Source organism: Caulobacter zeae, assembly GCF_002858925.1.
GTDB classification, from domain to species: domain Bacteria; phylum Pseudomonadota; class Alphaproteobacteria; order Caulobacterales; family Caulobacteraceae; genus Caulobacter; species Caulobacter zeae.
Genome location: NZ_PJRS01000007.1, coordinates 15,399 through 29,904, shown reverse-complemented (window position 1 = coordinate 29,904; position 14,506 = coordinate 15,399). Strand labels below are relative to the sequence as shown.

Below are 14,506 nucleotides of genomic sequence, written 5' to 3'. Positions count from 1 at the left end.
GACAATGACGCCCTGCTCGAAGTGGGCGAGACCTGGGGCTACACGGCCAAACACACGGTCACCCAGGCCGAGATCGATTCCAACGGCGGCGGCGACGGCGCCCTGGAGAACGTCGCGACCGCCGACTCCAACCAGACCGGACCCGACACCGACGACGCCAGCGTGCCCGTCGACCGCCGGCCCAGCCTGAACATCACCAAGGATGCGACGGTCCCCGGCGGCACCGCCGATGCGGCCGGTGAACAGATCAGCTACGTCATCACCGTGGCCAACACCGGCAACACCACCTTGGACGGCGTGACGGTCACCGACCCTTACGCCGACGCCGGCTCGATCATGCGCGGTGCGGATATCGTCGGTGACAACGACGGCCTGCTGGAGGTCGGCGAAACCTGGGGTTACACGGCCAAGCACACGGTCACCCAGGCCGAGCTCGACTCCAACGGCGGCGGCGACGGACTGCTGGAGAATGTGGCCACGGCCGACTCCAACCAGACCGGCCCCGACACCGACGACGCCAACGTGCCCGTGCAGCAGCGCGCCAGCATCGACATCGAAAAGTACGTCTCGATCGACGGCGGCGCGACCTGGGAGGATGCGGACGACCCGATGGGGCCGATCGCCACCTCCGGCGCCAACGTCATGTTCAAGTTCGTGGTCGCCAACACAGGCAACGTCACCCTGACCAATGCATCGGTCACGGACTCGGTGTTCGACCTGAACGGCGCGGCGGCGGGCACGGCCCGGGCGCTCGGAACCCTGGCGGTCGGCGCCAGCACCGAGTTCCAGATCACCGCGCCCTGGACCGTCGGCCAGCACGTCAACGACGCCACCGCGTCGGGGACCTATTCGGGCGGCACGGCCAGCGACCACGACCTGGCCTACTACTACGGCCTGATCGACTGCGTCGGCACCCGCACCCCGGGCTTCTGGCTGTCGCCCAACGGCCTGACCTTCTGGGACGGCACGGTCGGCAACGAGACCAAGTCAGGACCCGAGTTCGCGGACGGCGAGCTGCTGGCCTTCAACAACGGCATCACCGACGGCCCCGACCCCGGCAACAGCAACAAGGAGGAACGCTACATCCTGCTGGGCGACTACAACGGCAACGGCGTCACCGACGTGGGCGAGGACACCCTGAAGATGTCGCTGGCCCTGGCGCTCAAGGTCATTGACGCCTCGCAGAAGCCCTCGCAGGACGCCCGCTACGTCCTGGGCCGCGACGTCATCGCCGCCTGGCTGAACTTCGAGGCCGGCAACGGGGCGGGCGGCGCGCTCGATCCCAACAGCCCGACCGCGAAGATGAACCAGGCGATCGACTGGCTGCAGCAGTACGCCGACGCCAACCATGACGGCGTCGCCGACTTCAACGGCCCGGCGATCAAGCAGAACACCGCGGCCTGGCAAGGCTCGGGCGCGGGCCTGCACACGGCGCTCGACGAGTACAACAACCACGGCACCATCAATGGCGTGGCCTACTCGTGCAGCGCCGACGACCACCTGTTCGTCACCATGCTGACCCGCTTCCACGAGGATACCCTCGCATGAGCGGCCGGGGCGGCGCGAATAGGGCGAGAGGCTCGGGACGGCGCGTCCTTCCCGAGCCGCTGGCCGACGCTTTCAGGACCTGCCGGCGACATCTGCTGATCGCCGCCGGCTTCAGCGCCCTGGTCAACATCCTCTACCTCGCGCCGACCCTCTATATGCTGCAGATCTACGACAGGGTCCTGCCGACCAGCGGGCTCCTGTCGCTTGCGTTTCTGACGGTGGCGGTCGTCTGCGCCCTGGCCACTCTGGCCGTGCTCGACAGCCTTCGCCAGCGTATCCTGGTGCGGCTGGGCCTTCGCCTCGACCGCCTGCTGGCGCCAGAGGTGCTGACCCGGCTGACCGGAGGGCTGGGCCCCGACGCGGGGCCGAGGTTGCGCCAGGCGATGCGAGAGTTCGACGCCTTCCGCAACGTCGTCTCCGGCTCGGCCGCCACGGCGATGCTCGACGCGCCCTGGACCCCGATCTACCTGGCGCTCTGCTTCGTGCTGCACCCCTTGCTCGGCGTGATCTCGGTGATCGGGGCAGGGGCCCTGCTGATCCTGGCGATCCTCAACGAGCAGGCCACCCGCGGCAAGCTGGAGGCCCTCAACGAGGCCTCGGCCCAGGCCTATGCGACCCAGGAGGCGATCGCCAGCCAGGGCGGCCTGGTCAAGGCGCTTGGAATGCGCGAGCCGCTGATCGTGCGCCAGTTGCTCGACCGGCGAGACGCCGTCGGTCTGCAGGCCGACGCCCAGTTCACCGGCGGGATCTATACCGGCCTGATCCGCTTTCTGCGGCTGACCCTGCAATCGCTTGCGCTGGGAACCGGTGCCTGGCTGGCCGTGCGCCACGAGATCTCGGCCGGGGGCGTGATCGCCGCGTCGATCCTGCTCAGCCGCAGCCTGGCGCCGGTCGAACAGATCGTCGGGGCCTGGAAGAGCGTGATCCAGGCCCGCGACGGCCTACGCACGCTCGTCGACCTCTTCGAACGCGCCCCGGCTGCGCCGGCCCGCACGCTGCTGCCCGAGCCGAAGGGCCGGTTGCGCGCCGAGCAGGCCAGCGTCCGCACCCCCGACGGCTCGGGCATGATCCTGCGCGGCATCTCCTTCGACCTCAATCCGGGCGAGATCATCGGCGTCGTCGGCCCCTCGGGGGCGGGCAAGACCACTCTGGCCAGGGTGCTGGTCGGGGCGCTGACGCCGGATCTCGGCTGCGTGCGCATCGACGGCGCGGACCTGGCCGACTGGCAGTCCGAGCGCCTGGCGGCCCACATCGGCTACCTGCCGCAGAACTGCGGCCTGTTCGCCGGCACGGTGAAGGATAACATCGCCCGCTTCGCCAGCATCATCGAGAGCGACCCACGCGAGATCGACGAGCGGGCCGTGGCCGCGGCCACCGCGGCCGGCGCGCACGAGATGATCCTGCGCCTGCCGCAGGCCTACGACACGCCGCTGGGGCCGGGCGGGGCAGGGGTGTCGGCCGGCCAGGCCCAGCGCCTGGCCCTGGCCCGTGCGCTGTACGGCTCGCCGCAGGTGTTCGTGTTCGACGAGCCCAACTCCAACCTCGACTTCGAGGGCGAGACGGCGCTGGAACATGTGATCGCCGCCCAGAAGGCGAGGGGAGCGGCCCTGGTGGTCATCGCCCACCGCCTCAACATCCTGGGCGTGGCCGATAAGCTGCTGGTGCTGCGGGAAGGGGCGATGGACATCTACGGCCCGCGCCGCGAGGTGCTCCAGGCGTTGGAGGCGAGGGTGGCGGGCCTGCCGCGCCCGGCCAACGCCTCGTCCGATCTTCGAGTTTCGGGGTGACGTCATGACCGGTTCGCTCGCCATCCACAAACCCGGCGCCCTGGTCACGGTCGACGCCTACAAGGAGCAGGGGCCCTCTGACGGAACCCACTGGGAGCTTCGTGTCGGCCTGGCCGTCGCCGGCGCGTTCTTCGTCGGCTTCATGGGCTGGGCGGCCTTCGCGCCGCTGGACGCCGGCGCCTACGCGCAAGGCGTTGTCGTCGTCTCCGGCAGCCGCCAGGCCGTGCAGCACCGCGAGGGCGGGGTGATCTCGGCCCTGCGCGTGCAGGAGGGCGACAAGGTCCGCCAGGGGCAGGTGCTGCTCGAGCTGAACGTCCAGGAGGTCCGGGCCCAGGAGCGGGCGCTGGCCGCCCGGGTGTTCGCGGTCGAGGCGCGCCGGGCGCGGCTGATCGCCGAGCGCGACGGCCTGGCCGCGCCAATCACGCCTGTCGCCTTCGCCGGTCTGCCGGCCGAGGACAAGGCGCTGGCCGACGAGGCCATGGGGCTGGAGCGCCGGCAACTGGCCGCCCAGCGCGCGGCCCTGGCGTCGCGGCGCGGCGTGCTGGGCGAGCGCGCCAGCCAGCTCTCCGAGCAGATCAACGGCTATAACCGCCAACTCGCCGCCAATCGCGAGCAGCAGCGGCTTATCGGCGAGGAGCTGGAGGGCATGCGCAAGCTGGCCGCCCAGGGCTATGCGCCGCTGACGCGGGTGAGGGCGCTCGAACGGGCCGCGGCCGACCTGGTGGGGACCGACGGCGCCTATCGCGCCCAGGCCGCCAGCGCCCGCGAAGGCATCGGCGAGACCCGCATGCAGGCCCTGCAAGGCGACCGCGAGCACATGGACGAGGTCATCGCCGACCTGCGCCAGTCCGAGGTCGAGCTCAACGACCTGAAGCCCAGGCTGGCGGCCGCGCGCGACCAGCTGTCGCGCGGCATGGTCCGCGCTCCGGCCTCCGGCCAGGTCGTTGGTCTGAAGGTGTTCACGGTGGGCGGCGTCGCCGCGCCCGGCGACGTCCTGATGGAGATCGTGCCCCAGCGCGCGCCGCTGGTTATCGAGGCCCGGGTGTCGCCGAACGACGCCGACGACGTCCATGTCGGCCAGAACGCCGACGTAAAGTTCACCGCGTTCCATGACCGCCACCTGCCGCTGCTGCAAGGCACGGTCACCAAGCTGTCGGCCGACGGCTTCACCGACGAGAAGACCGGCGCACGCTATTTCCGTGCCGAGGTCGCCGTGCCTCCCGAAGAGCTGGCCGCACTCAAGCAGCCCGGCCGCGAACCGCCGACGCTGAAGGCCGGTCTCCCGGTCGAGATCGTCGCGCCGCTGCGCAAGCGCACGGCGCTCCAGTACCTGCTGGAGCCGCTGGAACAGCGGCTGTTCAGGAGCTTCCGCGAGCAGTGAGACGCTGAGGGGTGGGAATATTTTCCTAGTTCATGCCGCGTGTCGTTCCGCGTCAATATTGTCCAGACCGAACAGGAATGTCCGCACCCGCACCCGATAGGGATGTCCGCTTCCGCTAAGGTTTGGGTCGGGCGGCGGGCGGGCGCGGAGCTATCACCCCGCGCAGAGCCCGGCCGGCGACCGTGCGCCGACCTCACCGCTCGCGGGTCGTGCTCACCGAGCGCGCCGCAGGCCGGCGAGGCTCTGACGGACTTTCAATAACGGCCGTCTATGAAAGTGCCGGGTCCACCAGCATTTTCAATGGTCTAGCGGCTTCCGAAATCCTCTTCCAAAATCACGGTGGCTGCGAATATTCGATCCGGCGTCATCATCCAAAATGACTCAATACCCAGCGACTGACTCCAAACTCGCCAAAACGATCCTCAAAATCTGCGACTGGCTATCTGACCCAATCTAGGGCGGTGAAGGCTAGTTGCTTGTGGACTTCTGCGCTGATGCCTCGGTCGCGCTCGGACGCCGATAGCGCTTGCGAGCAGCCGATGAAGACCTGCCCAGAGATCGGTAGAGCGTTGATCGAGCAACGCCCAGCGTGCTCGCTACTTCTGCCCCAGTCGTTTCCGGATCCGCGAGCAACCGCTTGGCGTGACTGAGCTGCTGGGACGTCAACTTGGCGGGCCGCCCGCCCAGTCGACCTCGCGCCTTTGCCGCAGTTAGACCGGCCAATGTCCGCTCGCGAACGAGGTCGCGCTCCATCTCGGCCATCGCCGCCATGACGTGGAAGAAAAAGCGCCCTGCAGACGAGCCTGTATCGATGCCGTCCGTGAGGCTCGCGAACTGAATGCCACGCTTCTCCAGTTGCGCTGTGAACTCGACCAACTGGCGCACTGACCGTCCCAGCCGATCCAGCTTCCAAACCATGAGCGTATCGCCGGCGCGTAGGTGCGACAGCGCGTCGGCCATCCCAACGCGATCGCCACGGCCGCCGCTGGCGTGATCGGTGAATATCCGCTCGCAGCCGGCCTTGGTGAGCGCATCGATTTGGAGGTCGAGCCGCTGGTCCGTCGTTGAGACACGTGCATAGCCGATAAGCATGCCCCATTGTCTCAAATCCCGTGCCGCCCGCCAAACGCCGGCGTTTGATTTCGCGACACAGTTTTAGGACCCCTCACGTTGCGGTGAAGCTAGGGGAGGGGTCTCGTTTCAGTGGGGTCCTAATAACCAGCGTTTTTCGGACGCCACGGATAGGCAAAGCTGCGCCCGCGCACAGATGCCCTAAGCCTGTTGGGCCTCGGTGGGCTCCGCTGGCATCGCGAATGAGCTATGCTCTTTGCATGGACGCTCAGCCGAAACCGGAAAACTACGAGAGCATAAGCCTGACGCCTGGCGAACGACTGTCAGGGAACAGGCTGGCTTGCGTCATCGAGCAGATCGCAGCGCAATCAACCGACATACTCGGCTCAAAAGAACGGGCCCAGGACTGGTTGCGATCTCATCCAATCCCCGCACTCGACGGAAAAACAGCCGAGTGGATCATCGCCCAAGGATTGGGGAATGCGGTTTTCGACTACCTTGATGAGATCCGCTACGGTAGCGGCCTGCGCCATGAAGGCCATGCACCATGGCCATCCGACACAAGCGCCCGCCAACGCCATGCGCCGTGTTCTACCGGCGGTTCGCCCCGATCACATCCTCGACGCGATGCCAGCGCTGATCCAGCTAGCTTCACCACGGCATGAACCGTTCTTCAGCGAGAACATCGAGCCGGATAAGTCTCCGCTGCTGGATCTCCACCGCGCGTATCCGGACGCCACCATCGCGGCGATCGAGTCCTTGATCAACGGCGCCCATGCTGCGCGTACTGGCGACGGAGCCCGGGCTGTCAAGGTCTTGGCCGAAGTAGATCCCGTCGCCGTGACGCGGTTTTCCCGGGCGGCGCTCTCGAAACTTGCGACGAGCCATTGGCTGCAGGACGAGGACGACTTTCTCGAATACAGCGACAACCACGCGGTTCTGGATCTGCAGCGCCTCGTCGCGCTGGCCTATGAGCAGTCTCCAGCGGACACCGAGATACTGATCTCTAAATTTCTGGCGGGCGCATCTGTCGATGGCCAGGCGCGGATCTTGGCGATCTACCGTCGCGTGCTTGGTCATCGTTGGGAAGGAGAAGCAAGGCCATCGGCTCCTGCTCAGCGCGTGGCTCTCAAGCGCATGATCTGGGCTGCAACCGAGCCCTTCACCGACGCGGCGAACGAGGCGATCCGAGAGGTTTTCTCCGACTACGTCCCTGATGACATCAAGCCCTTGTTGGCCGATTTCGTCGACGAACTGCTGTCTGCAGCGGTGTTGCTCGATGACACCATTCTTAGGTTCGACGCCGCGGCCAACAAGCCCCGGACAGGGCTTGAACTCATAGAACGGCAGAACGACCGTTGGGCTCTAACGAAACTGCAGGACGGCTTGGTGACCTGGGCCGTGGAAGGCGCCAAGGGCGACGAGAAGGCGACAGGCGATTTTGTAGACCTTGTTGCGCGCCTCCCGGAGGATCGCGATGGCTTCAAGGGGCGCTTGGTCAGCAAGCTGGGTGATCTTGCGGTCTCGCCGAGGACACTAGGGCTAAGGCCTAGGTCGCGGGCGGCTGTTCGGTGCGGCTGCTTCGGCAAAAGTCGTGTTTCTGGAGGTCTGCCAACTTCCGCTCATGGCGCGACTTGGCCAAAGTGCCGCTAATTTCATTTAATTGCGCAGCGTCAACCGCTTCCCGAGCCTGAAGCTCACCATGCCCAGGTTCCATCTGGGAGGTCACCGTGGACAATCCTCTTGCTGGATTGACCGAGGAGGAGGCGCGAGACCGTCTGGCGGCCGTCGGGCTTAATGTCGTGTCCCGTCCCGGGAGGCGTGGGCTTAGCCGTATCCTGCTCGAGGCCCTTCGCGAGCCGATGTTCCTGCTCTTACTAGGCGCGGCTGTACTTTATCTGGCGTTCGGCAACCTTGGCGAGGGCGTCTTCATGGTGATCGGGGCAAGCGCTTCGGTCGGCTTGGTTGTTCTGCAGGAAGCGCGTAGCGAGCGTGCGCTTGAGGCGCTTCTGGAGCTCGCCCAGCCAAGAGCCCGGGTCGTGCGCGATGGCGTCGAGCGTTTGATTCTGGCGCGAGATATCGTACCCGGCGACCTGGTGTTGGTCGGTGAGGGCGAGCGCTTGCCTGCCGATGGCGACCTGGTGGGGGAAGAGGTTCTGCAGGTCGACGAGTCGGTTCTGACGGGCGAGGCCGCTCCGGTCAGCAAGTTCTGCGCGAAGGCAAGCAATGTGGAGGCCTCGGCCCTTGCCGAGGTCGCTTCGGCGCTCTTTTCCGGGACGTTGGTGGTCCGCGGGCAGGGCGTGATGCGGGTGAGCCGCACAGGCGCGGGCTCTGCTCTCGGACAGATTGCAGGCTCTCTGGCCGCCATCCGTCCCACGCCCAGCCCTCTGCAGCAGACCGCCGGACGTCTGACGACGATGATCGGCGCCACGTCACTGGTCTTCTGCCTCTTGGTGGCGATGGCCTATGGGGTGGCGCGGGGCGACTGGGTCGCGGGCGCATTGGCCGGCATCACGGTCGCGATCGCCTTGATCCCCGAAGAGTTTCCCATGGTGCTGGCGGTATTCTTCGCCCTGGGCGCCTGGCGTCTGGCCAATCATCAGGTGCTCGTTCGGCGCAGCGCCGCTATCGAGACGCTCGGGGCCGCCAGCGTCCTCTGCGTCGACAAGACCGGCACCCTGACTGAGAACCGCATGCGAGTGTCACGCCTGTGGACCGCGGAAGGCGAAGCGATCGTGACACGCGATACGCGTTTGGCCGGGTCGGCGGCCGAATTGCTTCGGATCGCCGCTCTGGCCTCTGCGTCGCGTCCGGTCGATCCGATGGACAAGGCGATCCGGGACTTGGCCGGCGATGGGAGCGCCGAATTCATCGACGCCGGGCCTTGTCGCCTATGGCCGTTGTCTCCCCAAAGAATGGCCATCGTTCAGCTCTGGCGGCGGCGCGATGGGATTGAACTGGCGGCAGCAAAAGGAGCGCCTGAAGCGATCTTCGCCCTATGCGATCTGAGCGCGTTGGACCGTCGCCGTCACCAGTCCATTGTCGAGCGCTTCGCCGCGGAGGGCCTACGGGTCCTGGGCGTGGCGTCGGTCGCCGGTCCATCAGGCTTTCTCACCGACCCCGCCGAGAACGCATTTGCGTTTCAGGGGCTCGTGGCCTTCGAAGACCCGTTGCGACCGGACGCTCGAGCCGCCTTGCAGGAAGCACAACGGGCCGGGGTCAAGGTCATCATGATCACAGGCGACCACCCCGCCACCGCCTTGGCCATCGCCCGGTCGGCGGGCCTGGACGTGTCGGCTGGAGTGTTGAGCGGGAGCGACCTTGAGGAGCTTTCCGCGCCAGCGCTCGCTGAGCGCATGTCCACGGTCAGGGTCTTCGCCCGCATCGCCCCGGAACAGAAGTTGCGGCTGGTGGAGGCGCTCAAGACCGCAGGCGAGGTCGTCGCCATGACCGGCGACGGGGTCAATGACGCGCCGGCCCTGGAGGCGGCCCATATCGGCGTGGCGATGGGGCGGCGTGGCTCCGACGTCGCGCGCGAGGCCGCCGATCTGGTGCTGCTGGACGACAGCTTTGCGTCCATCGTCGGCGGCGTGCGCCTGGGACGCCGCATCTTCGCCAATCTGCGCCGCGCTCTGACCTACGTTACGGCCATCCACGTGCCGATCGCCGGTCTTGCCCTGGCGCCGATCCTAATGGGCTTGCCGCCTCTGCTGATGCCGCTCCACGTCGTCCTCTTGGAGCTGATCATTGACCCGACCTCGGCTCTGGCCTTTGAGGCCGAGCCGAGCGCGGCCGACGCCATGCGTCTGCCTCCGCGCCGGCCCGATGAGATGCTGTTTGGTCGCCGTCAGATCGCCCTGGCCATCTTGCAGGGCTTGGTCCTCCTGGCCGGCGTACTCGGCCTCTACGTCTGGGCGCTGGACGCAGGCCGGGGAGAGGCCGCTGCGCGAGGCGCGGCCCTGCTGGCCCTCGTGGTCGGCAACCTTATCCTGGCGCTGACGGACTCCGCCAGTTCGGGTCGGGTCTTCATTCCCCAAAGACGCAGTTACGGGCTGATCGTCCTGGCTGTCGCTGGGGTCATGACCACAGTCCTGGCGGCGCCGCCCATCGCCAAGCTGTTTGCGATTGCGGTCCCCGACGGCGAGCTCCTGGCCCTGTCCCTGGCGGTTGCGATCCTGGCCGGAGGCGGCGGCGCGGCGGGAATGGCGACCCTGACGAAGACCGATTTCGCCAGTTGGCGGCCGTGAGAGCAAGGATCGTGCGCCGCAGAGGGCGGCCCCTTGGCGGCCTTTGATCGACGTCAATACGCTCCGCAACGATCCGCGCATGCTCCTGCCTCGAAGCTGGAGGAGCCTGGTCATGAAGAACGCGCATTCCCCGATGTCGACGGCGATCCTTGAAGGTCCAGAAGCCTTCGCCAAGGTGGCTGAACATCTGAAGACGATGATCGACGAACTCAAGGACGACGCTGGCGATACCCTTTCAGCGACCACAGTCGCGCTGGGTCACGCGACGATGGATTTGATCGGCGAGGTGCGCACGCGGCTCGATGATCTTGGCCAGGAGGCTCGCAAGCATCCAGGTCGCGCGACCGCCGTGGCTACGGCTGCGGCCCTGGTCACGGCTGCGGCGGCCGCCCTTGCCGCCTACGCGCTGACGCGCGAGCGGGCCTGAGCCGCCGTCCCTCGGCCGAAGGGCTCGCCGCCGCTTCCGTAAAATCACGCATCGGCGCGGCCAGGCGGTGGCTTGAGACTAGGGCAAACCGTGGAGACGGCGATGAAGACGATCTTGCTGCCTGTCCATGAAGACGCCGGCCAGGAGGCGCGCTTCCAGACCGCTTTGGATTTGACGCGCGCCCTGCGCGGCCATCTCACCTGCGTCGATATCGTGCCGCCGCCGCTCGCCGGGGGCGATATCGCCACGGCCGCCTATCTGATGGTTCTGGAGGAGCAGGGCGTCGCCGAGGCGGCTAATCGACAAGCCCTGCAGGGACGCCTAGCGCATGAAGGCGTCGATTGGGACTGGATCGACGCGGCTGGCGCTTTTGCCCAAAGCCTCATGAGAGAGGCGGACCTTGCCGACCTCATAGTCGTCAACTGCACGCGCGACCTGTTGTTCGCGCCGGAGCCACGCCGCGTGGTCACCCAAGTCCTGGGCCAAGCGCGCTGCCCTATCGTCGCGGCGCCCGACCATTGCTCGGGCTTCGACGCGTATGGGCCTGCCATCGTCGCCTGGGACGGTTCGGCGCCGGCAGGGGCAGCGCTGCGCGGCGCGGTTCCGCTGCTGGGGTTGGCTTCGTCCGTCGCTCTGCTGACCGTCGATGAGAGGACCTCCGGACCGTCAGTGGAATCGGCGGCCGCCTACCTGTCTCGCCATGGCGTCCATGCAGAGATTGTCCGCCTGGACGGGCGGGGGGAGACGGCCGACGCGCTGATCCTGCGCGCCTGCGCCGTGCGCAAGGCGGGCTACTGCGTGATGGGCGCCTTCGGTCATGGCCGTCTGAGCGGCGAGCTCTTCGGGGGCGTCACCCGGCGCATGCTCGACGCCGCCCGTACGCCGCTGGTTATGAGCCGTTGAAGGAGGATCTGATGAACGCCGCCAGACACCCCAACCCCTGGCTGGTCGCCTTGGGGCTACTTTTGCTTTTGCTGGTCCTGGCGATCACCGGCTGCCAGTCGCTCCGCCATCTGCGGTGGCCCTATCACGAGCCGGCGGTCCGCTCGGGGCCTGTGTCCTGAAAAGGGATGATGCATGAGCATTCACTTTCCCCTTTCCTCTGACCCGTCCGCGCGTCGGCAGGCGCGTCGTTGCGCTTCGGCGCAGCGCCGGATCGTTCACGATAACGCCATACGCTGGCTGGCGCCTGCCTGCGCGCTTGCGGGGCCGCTGCTCGGCGACAAGGCCGACGTCTACCTCCAAATGTGCCTGCTGGTTGGAGCGGGGATTTCGCTGTGGCGTGCGGACCGCACAGGCGCGGTGGCGTGGATCGCCATCTGGAGCCTGGTCACCGCCATCTTCTCCGCCCTGCTGCTGATGATGGAAGTTCCCGCATTCTCCAATCTTGCAGTCCTGGCCTGGACCGCCGCCTTGTCGCAGGCGATCGCTTTGCTCGGTGTCGGCGCGCCGGCCACCATCGCCGACTGGCGGGCCCGTGGGTTGGTTCTTGCCTCCATGGCCGGGCCGCTGGCCCTGGCCTTGCTGGCGATCAAGACGCCGGACGCCGGCGCTTTGGCGGCGTCGGTCGCTGCAGCGCTGAATCTGGCTGGGTTGCCCCTGGCGCTGTTGGCGCGCCGCCGCGCGTACGCCGGGGCAGGCCCTTCGTCGTCTGGTCAGGTGGCGCCATGAGCATCGCCGACATCATTGTCCAGGTCGACGCCAGTGATGCTTCTGGCGGGCGCGCCCAGTTCGCCGCGCGCCTGGCCGATCACCTGCGTGCGCAGCTTACGGGGGTTTTCCTGCGCCCAAGCATCACCGACAGCTATCTCAGGGACGCGCAGCAGGACGAAACGGCGTTGAAATTCCCTCCGTCGCTGATCAAGGCCTACGACGCCATGATGGACGAGGTCGAGGGGCGGGCCCGTTCGCGGTTCGAGGATGTCGTCGGCGAGCGCGCCTGCGGGCGGGCTTGGCGACGCCTCAACGGCGACTTCTGCGACGATCTGATAGGCGCCATGCTGCGCACCGACCTTACCGTCCTGGGGCCCGGCCGCGCGCGGATCGTCATCGACCGAACCGATGCGGCGGGCTTGGCTCTCGCCTCTGGCGCGCCGATCCTGATCGTCCCTGACGGTGCGCTGGAGGGGCCGGTCGCTCGCCGGATCATGGTCGCCTGGAACGGTCGCCGTGAGGCCGCGCGCGCCCTTCGCCAAGCCTGGCCTTTGCTGACGGCCGCCGACAGAGTTTCGGTGCTCACCGTCGGCACAGTCGAACGCAGTATCGAGACAGGGGCGTTGAGAGGGCTCTTCGCGCATCATAACGTCGCCGCCGAATTCATCGTCAGACCCGGGGACGACGCCGACGCCGGGGCGATCCTGCTGGCCGAGGCAGAGCGCTTGGGCGCAGATCTTATCGTCATGGGGCTCTTTGGACACGCTCGCTGGCGTGAGTGGGCGTTGGGCGGCGCGTCTCGCGAAATGATCCAGCGGTCGTGGATACCTCTGTTCCTCGCCCATTGAGCCCCAGTTCGCACCCGGCTCAACTTGGCTATTGCTCTTAGAGTCTGCGATTGAGCCGGATCAAGAACGCCGAGGCGCAGCTCTGAGACACTGGCCCCCCGGGAGGCGGCCATGACGAGCAATGTTGAGGTGGAAAGGAACGTTCCGGCTAAGGGCTCGCCCTGCGACTCTTGCGACCAGATCCGGGAAGCCGATCATCGGATCGCAAACCATTTGGCGCTTCTGGCTGGCTATGTCCGCTTGAAGGCGCTCGAACTTTCGAGAGCTGGAAAGCAGGTCGATGCCGCCACCGCTCACATGATGCTCGCCGCCGTAGGGGTTCAGCTCGATCTGATCGCCAGCCTGCATCGCGGCTTTCTCAACGCCCCGCCGGACGCGGCCGTCCAACTGCCTTCGCGCCTGAAGCAACTTTGCGCCGCGGTGGGAGGCGCGCTGGGGCAGGGGAGGCTGCGGGTCGATGTCCTCCCCGACTATCCAATGGCGCCCGAGCGCGTGGCGCCGCTGACCCAAGCGGTCGCCGAGGCGCTGATCAACGCTGTCAAGCACGGTGTGCGACATGGGCAGGCGCCCGAGATCCAGCTGCGTGCGGCCCGGACTTCGGACGGCGGCCTCGTCGTCGAGGTCGCTGATCGCGGCCCCGGTCTTCCCTCCGAGCAAGCCGAGGGCGGCACGGGCATGAAGTTGATGCGAGCGCTTTGCGCGCAGATCGGTGCGACGCTGACCTTCGCCTCCCAGCCCGCAGGCCTTGTCGTGCGTATCATGCTCCCGGGCGGAACCATGAAGACACCCCATTGAAGGTCTCGAACCGGCCCAGGGGCTGGACGGGACCGTCAAGCGCCTAACGTCGTTTCCGCCGCAGGGGATCCGGCGCTGCTTGCGGCCGTCGGGACCAGGCCCTGCGCCAGCAGGGCCGACCAGATTTCCTCGGCGGTCTCGGCGAAGGTGATGAGCCCGAGATCGGCCGGATCGATCATCCCCTCGCGGGCCAGGGACGGGAAGTCGATAATCCCGCGCCAGTAGGCTTCGTCGACGAAGACGATGGGGATCGGCGCGGACTTGCCCGTTTGCCTGAGCGTCAGAAGCTCGAAGGCCTCGTCCAGCGTGCCAAAGCCCCCAGGAAAGATGATCAGCGCCCTGGCGCGCATGGCCAAGTGCATCTTGCGCATGGCGAAATAGTGGAACCGGAAGATCAGGTCGGGCGAGCAGTAGGGGTTTGGCTTCTGTTCGCGAGGCAGGCTGATATTGAAGCCGATCGACGGCGCTCCCGCCTCGAAGGCGCCGCGGTTGGCCGCCTCCATCAGCCCAGGACCGCCGCCGGTGGCGATGACGTTGTCCCGAAAGGTTCCGGCCTCGAGCGCGCCGCCGCGCTCGGAAGCGATCCGTCCGAACCGCCGGGCCTCCTCATACCAACGCCCGTGACGTCCAGGTCCATCGGCGCGAACGCGCGCGCTGCCAAAGACGACGATGGTCGAGCGGATGCGCCGTGCGCGCAGGGCCTCGTCTGCCTTGGCGAACTCCAGCAGGAACCGGACGCCGCGCATGGA

Annotated in this window: 13 protein-coding genes and 1 pseudogene; 12 read left to right on the top strand and 2 right to left on the bottom strand. The window is 67.2% G+C overall.

Features of this window, described 5'->3' with window-relative positions:
• The 3 genes from SGCZBJ_RS01985 to SGCZBJ_RS01975 all read left to right on the top strand — a co-directional run.
• Positions 1 to 1,548 (top strand): DUF7507 domain-containing protein (locus tag SGCZBJ_RS01985; protein ID WP_117590362.1); only part of this gene is annotated, 1,548 nt, incomplete at its 5' end.
• Positions 1,545 to 3,335: a type I secretion system permease/ATPase gene (locus tag SGCZBJ_RS01980; RefSeq protein WP_101716361.1), complete on the top strand. Its 1,791-nt coding sequence runs from the start codon at positions 1,545 to 1,547 to the stop codon at positions 3,333 to 3,335. The genes SGCZBJ_RS01985 and SGCZBJ_RS01980, both read left to right, overlap by 4 nt.
• A gap of 4 nt (positions 3,336 to 3,339) precedes the next feature.
• Positions 3,340 to 4,716 (top strand): HlyD family type I secretion periplasmic adaptor subunit, encoded by a 1,377-nt coding sequence (locus SGCZBJ_RS01975; protein ID WP_101716360.1) that lies wholly within the window; start codon positions 3,340 to 3,342, stop codon positions 4,714 to 4,716.
• Positions 4,717 to 5,184: 468 nt separating this feature from the next.
• On the opposite strand, the gene SGCZBJ_RS01970 is transcribed toward SGCZBJ_RS01975, so the two are convergent.
• The gene (locus SGCZBJ_RS01970) at positions 5,185 to 5,808 is read right to left on the bottom strand and encodes a recombinase family protein (protein ID WP_101716359.1); all 624 of its coding nucleotides are present in this window, start codon (positions 5,806 to 5,808) and stop codon (positions 5,185 to 5,187) included.
• A gap of 221 nt (positions 5,809 to 6,029) precedes the next feature.
• Here SGCZBJ_RS01970 and SGCZBJ_RS26440 point away from each other — a divergent pair.
• From SGCZBJ_RS26440 to SGCZBJ_RS01930, 9 genes and pseudogenes are all read left to right on the top strand, one after another.
• Positions 6,030 to 6,293 (top strand): annotated as a pseudogene (locus SGCZBJ_RS26440) (hypothetical protein); the annotation flags it as partial.
• A 25-nt stretch (positions 6,294 to 6,318) separates the two neighbouring features.
• Positions 6,319 to 7,440 (top strand): hypothetical protein, encoded by a 1,122-nt coding sequence (locus tag SGCZBJ_RS25945; RefSeq protein ID WP_240621389.1) that lies wholly within the window; start codon positions 6,319 to 6,321, stop codon positions 7,438 to 7,440.
• Between the two features lie 77 nt (positions 7,441 to 7,517).
• Positions 7,518 to 10,034, top strand: coding sequence for a cation-translocating P-type ATPase (locus tag SGCZBJ_RS01955; protein ID WP_240621388.1), 2,517 nt, complete (start codon positions 7,518 to 7,520; stop codon positions 10,032 to 10,034).
• A 112-nt stretch (positions 10,035 to 10,146) separates the two neighbouring features.
• Positions 10,147 to 10,461, top strand: a complete 315-nt coding sequence (locus SGCZBJ_RS01950) for a hypothetical protein (RefSeq protein WP_240621387.1) — start codon at positions 10,147 to 10,149, stop codon at positions 10,459 to 10,461.
• Positions 10,462 to 10,563: 102 nt separating this feature from the next.
• Entirely contained in the window at positions 10,564 to 11,364 is an 801-nt protein-coding gene (locus SGCZBJ_RS01945) for a universal stress protein (protein ID WP_101716355.1), read from the top strand.
• Positions 11,365 to 11,375: 11 nt separating this feature from the next.
• Complete coding sequence (locus SGCZBJ_RS25520) at positions 11,376 to 11,525, top strand: hypothetical protein (protein ID WP_165799217.1); 150 nt, start codon at positions 11,376 to 11,378, stop codon at positions 11,523 to 11,525.
• 13 nt (positions 11,526 to 11,538) lie between these two features.
• On the top strand, positions 11,539 to 12,132 hold the full coding sequence (locus SGCZBJ_RS01940) for a hypothetical protein (RefSeq protein WP_101716354.1): 594 nt from the start codon (positions 11,539 to 11,541) through the stop codon (positions 12,130 to 12,132).
• A complete protein-coding gene (locus tag SGCZBJ_RS01935; RefSeq protein ID WP_101716353.1) occupies positions 12,129 to 12,962 on the top strand; it encodes a universal stress protein in 834 nt (277 codons plus the stop codon). The genes SGCZBJ_RS01940 and SGCZBJ_RS01935 overlap by 4 nt, the downstream gene beginning before the upstream one ends.
• Before the next feature lie 111 nt (positions 12,963 to 13,073).
• On the top strand, positions 13,074 to 13,757 hold the full coding sequence (locus SGCZBJ_RS01930; protein WP_101716352.1) for an ATP-binding protein: 684 nt from the start codon (positions 13,074 to 13,076) through the stop codon (positions 13,755 to 13,757).
• 35 nt (positions 13,758 to 13,792) lie between these two features.
• Here SGCZBJ_RS01930 and SGCZBJ_RS01925 read toward each other — a convergent pair whose 3' ends face one another.
• Positions 13,793 to 14,503, bottom strand: coding sequence for an LOG family protein (locus SGCZBJ_RS01925; RefSeq protein WP_205685303.1), 711 nt, complete (start codon positions 14,501 to 14,503; stop codon positions 13,793 to 13,795).
• Positions 14,504 to 14,506: the final 3 nt, after the last annotated feature.